This window comes from Paenibacillus sp. HB172176 (assembly GCF_011947265.1).
GTDB lineage: Bacteria > Bacillota > Bacilli > Paenibacillales > Paenibacillaceae > Pristimantibacillus.
In genome coordinates, this window is the sequence record NZ_JAATHD010000009.1 from 171,052 (window position 1) to 183,254 (window position 12,203).

12 protein-coding genes are annotated in these 12,203 nt (G+C 49.7%); all 12 read right to left on the bottom strand.

From position 1 onward, the window contains the following. Positions 1-64: 64 nt before the first annotated feature. Positions 65-847 carry a 2,3-dihydro-2,3-dihydroxybenzoate dehydrogenase gene (locus HFP08_RS14250; RefSeq protein ID WP_168121254.1) on the bottom strand — a complete coding sequence of 261 codons (783 nt, stop codon included), beginning with the start codon at positions 845-847 and terminating at the stop codon, positions 65-67. 340 nt (positions 848-1,187) lie between these two features. Further along, positions 1,188-2,090 (bottom strand): alpha/beta hydrolase, encoded by a 903-nt coding sequence (locus tag HFP08_RS14255; protein WP_168121309.1) that lies wholly within the window; start codon positions 2,088-2,090, stop codon positions 1,188-1,190. 1,041 nt (positions 2,091-3,131) lie between these two features. Further along, positions 3,132-4,100, bottom strand: a complete 969-nt coding sequence (locus HFP08_RS14260; protein ID WP_168121255.1) for a FecCD family ABC transporter permease — start codon at positions 4,098-4,100, stop codon at positions 3,132-3,134. Positions 4,101-4,143: 43 nt separating this feature from the next. Beyond that, on the bottom strand, positions 4,144-5,154 hold the full coding sequence (locus tag HFP08_RS14265; RefSeq protein ID WP_168121256.1) for a FecCD family ABC transporter permease: 1,011 nt from the start codon (positions 5,152-5,154) through the stop codon (positions 4,144-4,146). A 13-nt stretch (positions 5,155-5,167) separates the two neighbouring features. Next, positions 5,168-6,193: an ABC transporter substrate-binding protein gene (locus HFP08_RS14270; RefSeq protein ID WP_168121257.1), complete on the bottom strand. Its 1,026-nt coding sequence runs from the start codon at positions 6,191-6,193 to the stop codon at positions 5,168-5,170. A gap of 99 nt (positions 6,194-6,292) precedes the next feature. Beyond that, a complete protein-coding gene (locus HFP08_RS14275) occupies positions 6,293-7,912 on the bottom strand; it encodes an AraC family transcriptional regulator (RefSeq protein ID WP_240941392.1) in 1,620 nt (539 codons plus the stop codon). 166 nt (positions 7,913-8,078) lie between these two features. Beyond that, a complete protein-coding gene (locus HFP08_RS29730) occupies positions 8,079-8,159 on the bottom strand; it encodes a hypothetical protein (RefSeq protein WP_481856574.1) in 81 nt (26 codons plus the stop codon). Positions 8,160-8,188: 29 nt separating this feature from the next. Beyond that, on the bottom strand, positions 8,189-8,458 hold the full coding sequence (locus HFP08_RS14285) for a type II toxin-antitoxin system Phd/YefM family antitoxin (protein ID WP_168121258.1): 270 nt from the start codon (positions 8,456-8,458) through the stop codon (positions 8,189-8,191). 174 nt (positions 8,459-8,632) lie between these two features. Then, complete coding sequence (locus HFP08_RS14290; protein WP_168121259.1) at positions 8,633-9,595, bottom strand: hypothetical protein; 963 nt, start codon at positions 9,593-9,595, stop codon at positions 8,633-8,635. Beyond that, positions 9,585-10,127 carry a sigma-70 family RNA polymerase sigma factor gene (locus tag HFP08_RS14295; RefSeq protein WP_168121260.1) on the bottom strand — a complete coding sequence of 181 codons (543 nt, stop codon included), beginning with the start codon at positions 10,125-10,127 and terminating at the stop codon, positions 9,585-9,587. The genes HFP08_RS14290 and HFP08_RS14295 overlap by 11 nt, the downstream gene beginning before the upstream one ends. Positions 10,128-10,159: 32 nt before the next feature. Further along, positions 10,160-11,536 (bottom strand): serine hydrolase domain-containing protein, encoded by a 1,377-nt coding sequence (locus HFP08_RS14300; protein ID WP_168121261.1) that lies wholly within the window; start codon positions 11,534-11,536, stop codon positions 10,160-10,162. 110 nt (positions 11,537-11,646) lie between these two features. After that, positions 11,647-12,144, bottom strand: a complete 498-nt coding sequence (locus tag HFP08_RS14305) for a hypothetical protein (protein ID WP_168121262.1) — start codon at positions 12,142-12,144, stop codon at positions 11,647-11,649. Positions 12,145-12,203: the final 59 nt, after the last annotated feature.

Below are 12,203 nucleotides of genomic sequence, written 5' to 3' on the forward strand. Positions count from 1 at the left end.
CATAGCTGAGCACTGAGCAGCGGGAATGGCGAGCGAACCAACCTTTCGGTGCCATTCAATTGCATCAAACGCCAAGCGTCGCGCCGCCGTCGATTCGCAAATCATGCATGGTTAGATGCCCCGAGCGCTCCGACGCCAGGAAGAGCACGCCGCTTGCGATATCCTGTGGCGTTGCGAGCTTGCCGAGCGGTATTCCCGTCTTGTAGGCGGCAAGAGAACCTTCAATTATGAGCTCCGCCCCATGGGAATCCTGCCACATATCTCGCAGCATCGGCGTATCCGTCGAGCCGGGCGATACAATATTGCAGCGGATGCCATGCCGGGCGAGCTCCAGACCGAAGCATTTCGTCAGCATCGTCGCCGCAGCCTTCGACGCGGCATAAGCGCCCATGTCGACGCGCGGGACGGATGCGGCATTCGACGAGACCGTCACAACAACCCCGCTTCGGCGCGGAATCATGCGTGCGCTCACAGCGCGAGTGAGATGAAACACGCCGCCCGCATTCACCGCCATGATCTCCGACCATGCCGCCGCCGAAAAGCTTTCGAGCGCCCCAAGCTTCAGCACGCCTGCCGCATGAACGAGAATCGCTATCGGGCCAAGTTCCTCCTCCAGCCTTGCGACTATCACCTCCACTTCAGCATGATCACTGACGTCTAGCTGGACCGCGTGCACGCCGCCTCCCTCTGCCCTCAGCTCCGCGCACATCCTCTCGAGCGGCTCGAGCTGCTTGTCAATGGCCGCTACCGTCGCCCCTTGCCTGCACAGCGAACGCGCCACCTCGGCGCCGATGCCTTGCGCCGCGCCTGTCACCAGCGCAAGCTTGCCCGCGAACTCTTTGTCCATTGCCGCCATCTCCCTTCATTCCTCATTTAAAACTTTTATTTTCCAGAATATTCAGTTTTCTAAGTATTCAAGCTCCTGAGCATTCGGGCTTCAGAGCATTCAAATTGCGAGAACCCAAGCTTCAGAGCAATGAGGTTTTGGAGCAATCAGCTACGAGACATCTGAGCCCCAAGGCATTCAAACTCTGGAGCTTCCAAGTTATGAGGCATTCAAGCTCCTGAGCATTCGAGCCTCAGAGCTCTTAGGTTGCGGAGAATCCAAGCTCCAGAACATTTAAGCTCGAGATCTTTCCTATGCCAGAGCTTTCAAGCTCCAGAGCTCCCGCATTCGTGCGCAATCCTCAAATAAACCTCAGCATCCGATTAATGAGCGCCGGCAGCACGGACACATGCCCCTCTCCTTCAAACTCATGATAGGCAACCCGAAGCTGCTCCTTCGGATAAGCCGACAAACGTTCAAACAGCTCTATCGCATGCGCTGTCATGCCGCTTGGATGCCCCTGCTCCCCCTCCGCCGTTGTGATATACAGCTTCAGCGGCTTCTCCACTTCGGAAGATTGAGGCGCTTCAGTCGATTCAGGTGCTCCATCCGGGGGGAAAAGTCCGGGCAGCTTCTCGCGAAATGCCTCCTCCTGCTCGTGAATAAGCGCCTTGTTCCAGTGAATCGAGGGACTGCCAGCGATATAGCATTGAAAGCTCTCCGGCTTAGTGAATAGGGTCTGCAGGACGAACAATCCGCCGAGCGAATGGCCGAAGATCGTCTGCTTGCCCGAATGGATGGGATAATCGCGAGCAATGCGCGGCTTCAACACCGTCTCGATAAACGCTCTTAAGTTGTCCGCCCCTCCAACCTCCGGACGCGGCTGCTCCTTATTCCGGACGGGAAGAGCGTCCAGCACCTCCTTCGGTGTCGGCATCGTGAAGTCGTAGAACCGCGACGCATCGAACGGTTGATTCGTCGGATAGCCGATTCCGACGATAATTGCCGGATGCACGCCCGTTTTCTCCGTTACGCGAGACTGCACGCGCATCGCCTCCACGGCCGTGGCGAACACAGCGTTTGCGTCCAGCAAATAAATAACGGGAAAGCCTTCGGGCGGCGCGGCCTGCAGCGGCTTTGCCACATAAATCCGGTACGGCTTCTCCCTCCCCGGAGCCTGCAGCAAGAACTGCTCGGTATTCGGCATCGTGAACGCTTCGCGAGCCGCCTCTTCCTTGGATAGCTTTGAAGCTTCCCCATACATCATTTGTCAAAATCCCCTCTCTATTGAAAAACCGCCAATCCATAGCGCTCATCCTAATCCTCACGTCTGAAAAAACGTTAATGCAGCACTCACCCTGATCCTCACGCCTGAAAAAGCACCAAAGCTGCGCCATTCTTATTCCCGCATCCAGAAAAACGACGCCAATATATCGCCTCATTCTTGTTCTCGCTTCCAGCAACAGGAGCTAAAGGACATTTTCGACCGTTAGAAGCTAAAATTGGCTAAATTCCTAGGCTAACGGACATTTTCGACGCTTACAGCACCACTTTTGCTTTCTCTGCATCAAAATACCGCTTTAAAGGTCGAAAATGTCCGTTAGAATCCTCGAACGTGTGCGCTTGTATGGCCCTCCCCCCGAAAACTCAAACTTGCGCGCTTGTATGGCCCTCCCCCCGAAAACTCAAACTTGCGCGCTTGTACTGACGGCCCGCAATAGAAGGTACGCTTTCACCGAAAAAAACCTCAATTGAAGTCGCGTTTCCAAACAACATTTCCACTGCAACTGCCTAACGAGCATTTCGACACTGCTGGTAGGCTAATAACGCTGTTTTCCCATATCATTCCAGACCTCAGCATACCTGAGTCCCCAGTAACGCTGGTTTTCCCCTATCATTCCAGTCCTCAGCATACCTGAGGCGCAAATCGCGCTTGTTTCCAACTCTATTAAAGCTTCAATGTCGCTGGCAAGCCAGTAACACTGGTTTCCAACACTACTTCAAGCCTCGAGTCGCAAGCTGGTCAGCAACGCCATCCTCAAACCTGTACGCATGCGATAGCCGCTGGCCCTTTCTTCCACCTCAGCCGCCAAATATGATAACGATTCTCATTATCGATTATAAAAGACCATCTCCTGCAAAACCATGAACGATATTCCAATCTTGAGATGGACAATAGTCAGATTGATTGCATCCAGGAACGGGCGAACCTCCAGACTCGTTCTATTGAGCATGAATAAGGAGGTTCTTATAGGAGGCCCGAGGTGTTCCGCATGACTTCCGTGCCACGCATTCAACCTGCTTCCTACGCCCTCCTGCCCCGATAGAGCAGCAATACGAAATAAGGCACTCCGATGATCGCGATGACGATGCCGACCGGAATCTCAATTGGAGCCAATGCCGACTTCGCGATAAAATCCGAGATGAGGACGAGCAGCGCGCCGACCATGGCGCTCATCGGCAGCAGCTGCCGATGAGAGAAGCCGACAAGCCGCCTTGCGATATGCGGCGCCATCAAGCCGATGAAGCCGATTCCGCCCGACACCGAGACGCAAGCGCTGACCATGCCGATTGCGCTCAGCAGCAGAATCGCCCGTTCTTTCTCCACCGATGCGCCCAGACCGCGAGCAGTATCCTCTGCCAGTTGAAAGAGGTCCAGAATCCGCGACCGCATATAAATAACCGGCGCCAGCAAAACCAGCCAAGGCAGCATCGACAGCACATACTTCCAGTTCGCGTTATAAATGCTGCCCGACACCCACACAGCCGCCATCTCGAAATCCTGCGCGCTCATCCGAAGCGTCAGGAACACCGTCACGGCAGACAGCCCGGAGGCCATCGCAATGCCCGTCAGCAGCAGCCGCTGTGACTCGATTCTTCCATTTTTGCGCGCATAGAAATAAATAAGCAGAGCCGCCCCAAGCCCTCCCGCCAGCCCGACGGCAGGCATCGCAAAGATAGCGGCAAGCCCGGTGCCCTTCACCTTCCCCTGGAAAAAATAAAGAAAAACCACCATCGCCATCCCCGCTCCCGCGTTGATACCGAGAATGCCCGGATCCGCGAGATTGTTGCGGGTCAGACTCTGTACGACCGTGCCCGCCATGCCAAGGCCCATGCCGACAAGAATCGCGATGACGATGCGGGGCAGGCGGAATTTTAGAATAACGAGATCATGGTCATGCTCGGGATGAATTCGCAGCAGTGTATGCACGACATCCTTCAAGGAAATATCGAATACGCCGTTCGTCAACGAAATATAGACTGTAATCAACATAAGCGCGGCGCTGACAGCGACAGCCAGGCCGTATCTGCGATGTCTATTTATTGCTCTCGCCTCCTCTTGAACGAATCAGATACAAGAAGAACGGCACGCCGAGAATCGCGGTCACGACGCTGATCGGCATCTCGAACGGATAGTTCAAGAACCGGCTGAGCACATCGCATAACGCCAGGAACACGCCGCCGATAACGGCGGAGCAGGGCACCAGCCAGCGGTAATCCATGCTCCTCGTCAGCAGCCTTGTCATATGGGGTACCAGCAAGCCGACAAATCCGATTTTGCCCGCGATCGCGACCGAAATGCCTGTCAGCAGCACGACGCTCAAAGTTGTAAGCAGCTTGACATAGACGGTCCGCTGACCGAGCGAAGCCGCGATTTCATCTCCCAGGGAGAGAATCGTGACCGACTTCGACATGCCAAGCGCCAGCAGCAGACCGATGACGGCGAACGGAATCGTCAGCCAGATCAGCTGCGGGTTCAACTGATGCAGCCTGGAATTGTACCAGAAGGAGATATTTTGCGACACTTGAAAATACATGGCGATCGCCGAAGACACGCTGCTGAGGAAGGTGCCGATCAGCGTGCCCAGGATCGCCAGCCGCACCGGCGACAGCCCGCCGGGCAAGAGCGCCGCCAAGCCGAAAACAAGAATAATGCTGAACGTGGAGCCGACGAAGGAGGAGAAAATCATCGTCATCATCGACGCATAGGGAAAGAGCACCATGCAGAGCGTTACGGCGAAGGCCGAACCGTCCGAGATGCCCATAATGGAAGGGGATGCCAGATAATTCCTGGTCATCCCCTGCATAAGCGCGCCCGATACCGCCAGTAAGGCGCCGACGAGCAATGCTCCGGCAGCCCTTGGCAGTCTGGCATGCACAATAATCTGATGATCCACATTTCCCGCGTCGAAGTGAAGGAATGCATCCACAATGGTGCTGTATGGAATTCCCTTCGTTCCATAGCTGATTGACAAGATCATTGCGAGCAGCACCGCGAAGGGTGCCGCCGTCAGAATCGCCATTGGCGCCGTAACGCTTCTCTTCATAGCCTTGTACGCTCTATTCGCCTGCAAGGTTCAAAGCGCTGATCGCTTCCAGGAACGAAATTTTGCTGTACGCCGTGCCGCCCTGAAGCAGAGGATCTACAATATTCGTGTACACATGACCTTCTTTGGACGCATTGATCGCCTGGAAGATCGGATTCGCTTGAAGCTCCTCGAACACCTTCGGCGTATCCTTGTTCTCGTCCTCGGCAAACTGTACGAACAGGTAGTCCGGATTCATTTCGGACAATTTTTCAAGCGTAATCTGTTGTTGCGCCTTCGCCGCCGTGACATCCGCAGGAACTGTTGCACCGAGATCCTCATAAAGGGACGGATTGAAGAACACATCCGCCGGATAGATGAACAGATTGCCCGCGCGAACGCGAATCGCAAGCACCTTCTTATCCTTCAGCGCAGGGCCGATTTTCTCCTCCAGAGCGGCTGCGTCCGTCTTATACTTCGCCAGCACCTCTTGCACCTTGTCTTGCTTGCCTGTTAATTCTCCAAGCAAAGCCAGGTTCGCTTCCCAGTCGGTCGCGATGTGGGAGACCGGAATCGTTGGACCGATTTCCTTCATCTTCTCGATTGTCTCCGCAGGGAACTTCGTGCTCATTAGAATGACGTCCGGCTTCAGCTTCAGAATCGCTTCCATATTCGGCTGCGACTTCTCGCCGACCATCTCCGACTCGCCCGTAATCGGCGCGAAGACTTCAGGGAATACGCCTCCGATCGTCAGAGCGCCGGCCGGTTTCACATCCAGCAGCAGCGCATCCTCCAGCGATTCAACGGAGCCGGTAATAACAAGCTTCTCCGCTGTCGCCGGCACCGTATATTCAGTACCCAGGTAGGTAATCGTTCTTGGCTCATTGCTTGCCGGCGCTTCCGTTGGATCGGCGGATGCCGTCGGCGATGCTGTTGGAGCCGTCGAGCTCGTAGGCTCCGTTGTCGCTCCCCCGTTTTCATTGTCCGAATTGTTGTTGCCGCATGCCGCCAGCACGAGCAACATAACTACAGTAATACTAAGCATGGCTAACTTCTTCATTCTTCTTCTTTCCCCTCTCTATCGATACGAATGATAATCATTCTCATAAAAGTATAAAAGGAATAACCTCATCCGAACATGGACAATAGTCGGAAATGTTCATGTACGATTGTCATATAGCCGCTCGTAGGCCTGCTCCAGCATGCGTTCCATCGCATAGGCCGAATATTCGCGCCACGGATCGGATGAGATCGCATGCACATGATTGCGGCGAACCGCCTTCATATCCTGCCAAACCTCCTTCGTCCGCAGCTCCTCCCAATAGTGCAGCGTTACCGATTCCTGGCGAATGTTGAACAGCAAATGATCCGCGTCAAGCGCGGCGAGCTCCTCGGGCGTGACGCTCTGGTTAGCCCCATAGGTCTCGCTCCCCACTGGACGCTGAAGCTGCAGCTCCTCGAACATATCCCGCATGCCGCTAGACGGGAATAGATAGAGCTGATCTTGATAGAGACTGACAATTAGAACAGTCTCCTCTCTCAGTCTCTCATGAATTCGCTCGCGTACAAGGCATAGCCGCCGATCATAACGCTCCAGCCATGTGCTCGCCTCTTCCGACGCATGGACAATCTCGGCGATGGCTCGGAGCTGCTCGCGCCAGCACATCGAATAGAGCGGCACCACATGCAGCTCTGACAGCTGCGACAAGCGATCCCGCTCCGGCGGCTGCAATTGATCGGTCGCAATAATGCAGTCCAGCGGCTCCTCTGACTCTTCGAGCGCGTCTATATTCGTCTCCCAGTCCAGATTGAAGCGATAGCAGCTCAGATGCAGCGGAATATCATGCCGATAATTGGCGTAATAATAGGACGTCCATTTCGGATGAATCGGTGCGGCGTACGGCATCATATGCAAGGCCAGCAATTGCCCCAGCACCGAAGCGCTGTAAGCGACAATCTTCTGCTTGCGGTTTTTCATATACGCCATCGGCGACACGCCAACCTCTTTCTTGAATATCCGGCTAAAATAAAACTCATCATGATACCCCACCTGATAGGCGACATCCCTCAGCAGCGCGCCCTCCTGCAGCATCAGCCGCTTCGCGCGATTGACCCTGACCTCCTTCACATAGTCCATCGCCGTTTTGCCATACGTTTTTTTGAACAGGCTGACATAATATTTCGGGCTGATTTCCGCCATTCTCGCAAGCTGCTCTATTGTAATGACTTCCTTATAGTTCGCCCCTATGTAGCTCAGCGTTCGGTCCAGAGCCGTCCGCGAATCATTCGCTGCGCAATGACGTCTGTGAAGCAGAATCCAGGTCAGCAGCTCCAGGAACAAGCTCTGACCTTTGAAGCGCTCGATCATGTGCTCGCTGCGGCTGCATTCCATTAAGGATTCGCACAATTGATGCAGCGCGTGATCGCCGTAGATGTCTATTTCGCTGGGCAGCGCAGCTTCCTTAGAGACTCCCTCGTCCCGGTGAAGGTCGAACAAGAGCAGATACACCTCCAGCCCTTCTCCCTTCTTTTCGCTGAAGGCAATCGTCTGCCCAGGCTCTATGAATCTCACTGCATCTCCGTGCAGACGATGCGTATCGAGATGAATCGTAATCGTTCCTTCGCCCTGATTGGCAAGAATCAACGCATGAGCTTGCAAAAGCTGCGGCTGGAATCCATCATGCCGAAGCAAGCGGATGCTGCGGAATTTGAACCAGAGCCCATCCAGGCTTAGCTCGCTCGCTGATGGGTCATCAGCAGATATGATTGATTCGGACACTCTCCGCCACCTCCAATTGTTGTTTCACTTCTTCAAACTCATATTTGATAATGATAACCATTATCATTATGGATTCTACACAACGAAAGAAGACCTGTCAATAAGAGACAGGTCTTAATAACGAATTATTGCTGCAAACCACTTCCAATCGAGCGGTTGTCCTAGATTATTCGAACGAGCCAAATAACTCACGAAGATAGTCTCTACGCCCATGCAAAATCCGATGGATAATTATCGTATCGTTCATGATCCGATAAAAGACCAAATACGGACTAACTACAATGCGGCATCAATCTTCCTCCGCATTCTTTCCATTACTTGATCATGATCGATTAATTCTGCACCTTCGGCAATCTGCTTTTCCGCAATCAGAAGCTTAGATTGAAGTTTGATACGAGACTCCATTCGTCGATATGCTTCATGACTCATAACAACTAGATCGGCTTCCCCATTGCGTGTTAAAACCACTGGTTCATCAATTTCATGGCAATATTTTGAAAATCCATTATAATCTTGTCGAATAGTTGTTGAGGGCTTGATATTCATTCACTATAAACCCTTTCCGAATGACATTATTCTGACTAAATTATATCACTAAACTAACACTGACTGCTACCCGCCGCTTAACCGCTATTTATGATAAGGTTCAGCATAACATTCAAAGGGCGAAATTTAAGGGCACTTCATTTAGGAGCCCACTTATCCCTAAGATCATTATCCCTAAGATCCTAACATCTCATTCACAATAACAAGGAGTTCTTCCTTAGAAAGAGTCGGCGATTTGCTTCCAACGCTGTAGACAAGGGTATAATCGGCATACGTTTCTATCCATTGAATATCCTGGACCATGTTCGACTCGCTAAGAAAGTAAGGTTTAATTTTGAAATAGTATACCTCTGCTCTATTTACATTTATTGTTTCTCTCTCTATATCGCCTAAGATCATTTTAAAATCTGTCTTTTGCTTAATTAACTGCATACTCACATAAATTTCATCCTGCCTTTCATTGTGATAGATCGTAGTGAATACATCTTCCACTTTCTTGCCGACCTGCTTCTTCCACACAACTTTTCCTTCAGCAGTTTCCGATTCTCTTTTCAGTTCCGGAAGAAACCTAAACGATTCCTCAGACACAAAGCCGCCGAAAGGCAGTTCTTCCTGACCTCCGACAAATTTCAGGTCGTTCGACCCAGAAGAGGGGAGCTTATACTCTTTCACATTTTGAGCTAGTACAGTCTCCCATTTCTTTAACTGAGTAACCACAGTAGGATTGGATACTACAGTGAGCATATCTTTCTTGTTGAATAACTTGGCCATTTCCGGTAAGTATACGACTGCCGATTCCCCTACCTCCAACTTCGCTTTAACATCCTTTAGGTCATTATAGATTTGGGAAGATAGTACTTCGTCATATCTAGAATGATGAGGCTTTGTATACTGAAACCTCACTCGATTATCGCCATAATGATACCAAATGTAGCTAGTGAATCCAGAGATTATAGTAAGAACACCGAGTATTAATACAATCTTAAGCAGCACTGGCCTCAACTGTTGTGCACCATGATTTCTACGTCTCTGATCTGCTTCATAAAGTCTCCTAATCACCTCCTCATGAGTAGCAGGTGGCTGTATTTCCATAGCTTTCGACTTATACTGTTCGGCCAATTGATCGCTATTGAACACGGATTGATGCCTCCTCACCCGCAGAGTGGATTTCGATGAGTTTCCGAAGACGACGGATGGCCAAGTGATGGCGTGATTTTACAGTTCCTAATGGAATGTTCAAGCATTCAGCCATCTCCTCGTAGGAACTGTTCTGGTAATACCTTAGTACAATTATTTCTCTAAGCTTTAAGGATAATTTATCCACATTTACGAGCATTTCATACTCGTTTTCCGCCTCAATCACTAGCTCCTCCGGTTGCTTAGGCGACTGCTGTGCATACACCATCCAACTTCGGGTGTTTAGTTTCATTTTTCTCCATAGTTTCCGTTTCCAATTACTTGTTTGTCTAAGGATGAGACCGTTTAACCATGCACGAAAAGGTTTGTTGAAATCGTAGGTGGGCAGTGCTTGAAAGAGTGCAATATACACTTCATTTACGATATCCTCGACTTCTCCCTTATTTCTGCTTAAAAAATATACCATCCGATAGATATGATCATTAATGCGATTATAAACTTCCCCAAAGGCCCCCTGATCCCCCTGCCTCATAAGTCGGAGCCACGGATGCAATTCGTTGTCTTCTACTCTGTCCACCCCCGATGAATAAAACCTCGTATCTGTCGAACCCTTAAGAGCATCTTGATTAGACCGATTAACAGTAATGTGATTGGAAGGAATAATAATGCATGTCCAGCGCCAGGTACATAGTTCAGAATTGTCCTCCAAGGCGCCATCAGTCTTCTCGGAACTTGTAATAAGACTACAAGAGGTATTACGAAATAGATAAAGATGTTTGCTAGAGTGATTAGAATAAAGCCAACCGATGTCCCTTTAAATCTCGGCTTTCTGTTTGTTGGGCTGTATATCGACCACAAAATCCATAAGACAACAACTATAATAAGGATATTTATGTATAGATCAATGTCTCCAAACTTGGTCGGTGCCAGAGTGCCCCAATAAAACAACTCTCCGTCTGAAACCAAATTTATTAGATTATAGGAAAGCTGCTGATAAACGTTGCCATACAATTTTGTCTTTAATGCATCATTCGTATTCATAAGCACAACAAGGCCCCAACCGCTTTCAATGAGAATAATGACATCTGAATGGAAATTTTCGGTGTCTCCTCCATGCGAAATCATTTGAGGATCTGTAAACCAACCCATACCGTAAGGGAAAACGGCGGAACGTTGATGCATTTCCCTCATTCCCTCTAAAGAAAGTAAAGAAGTATTCTGGTATTTCCCTCCGCTGATCTGAGCGACTAAATAATGCGTCATGTCCTCTGCTGAAGAAATTAAATAACCAGCAGGTACATTAGCCTGTTGAAACCTTGGATTTGTCGATGTCATCCTGCCGAATACGGATTGATAACCGCTAGCCAGTCCATTTCGTAATGCTTCCAATCTTACGGAAAAGCTATTCTTCATATCTAAAGGGATAAATATATGTTCTTCTATATATTGCTCATAGCTAAACCCAGAGACACGTTGAACAATTTCGCCTAGAATGATGTAATTTGTATTTGAATATTGAAAAGTGGTCCCTACTGGCTTAGCAAGCATTAAATTACTCTGCTCACGCACAACCTTCTCTAATGATTGATTGCCCGCATTTAGAATTTCCCTTCCCTCATAAGTGGATATCCCGCTAGTTTGGTTTAAGAGGTCACGAACGGTAACTTGTCTAACCCCTCCAGGATCATCCAGTCGTAACCAAGGTAAATAATGCTGCACATCCGTATCTAGTTCGATTTTACCTTGCTCTACTAACTGCATAATGGCTAACGCCGTAAAGGATTTACTAACAGATCCTAGTATAAAAGGGGTTTGGGGAGTAACCAACCTTCCGCTGTTATCCGCTGTTCCATACCCTTTGAGATACACCAATTTGTCTCCCTTGACAATACCCAGGGAGAGTCCCGGTATATTGCAATCTCTCATTCCTTGCTCAACCATTATATCGATCTTTTTCTCATCAATTGTTTGATTAGATGCATTGGCCTCAAGGATCGAACAATGGGTTATTAGATACATTACGACTAGAAGTGAGACTATAATTATTTTCATTATTTGAATAGCGATAATTCGCTTACAAAGATCATCTTCACAATATTCTGTTCCAGCAAGAATTCAATCACTTTCTGATTCCCTTTATCAACATATCCCTTGATACTCAGCGCATCCTGCTCGCGCGTATAGAAATCATTTCCATACGCATCGATAACACGCTCCTCGTCGTCCCCAATTTTTACCTGTTTGGCTGTCATTTGACCAGGCTTTACAGAATAAGAAACAACCCTGTCGTCGGCTAATATGTATTGAAAATCCAAATATTCTAAGACGACTTCTTCTCTATCCGTCCTCCCTCTCTGCAGCGGTTCCCCTCGTTGTTCAATAATCGTCTGCTCAGAGGCGTTGAGAGATTCAAGCTCTCCTGTCTCCGAACTTAAATCTGTACTTTGTACGGTTTCTACAAAATCCAGTGGAGTATTCATCGATTCAATCTTGCCGCTGCAGGAAACAAGACATAATGAGATGCCAATAATCATGATGAGCTTCCTCATTGATAGTACCCCCTTCTAAGCTTCTGTTATTTGTTCATCAATCTATATTGGTCCGAAGC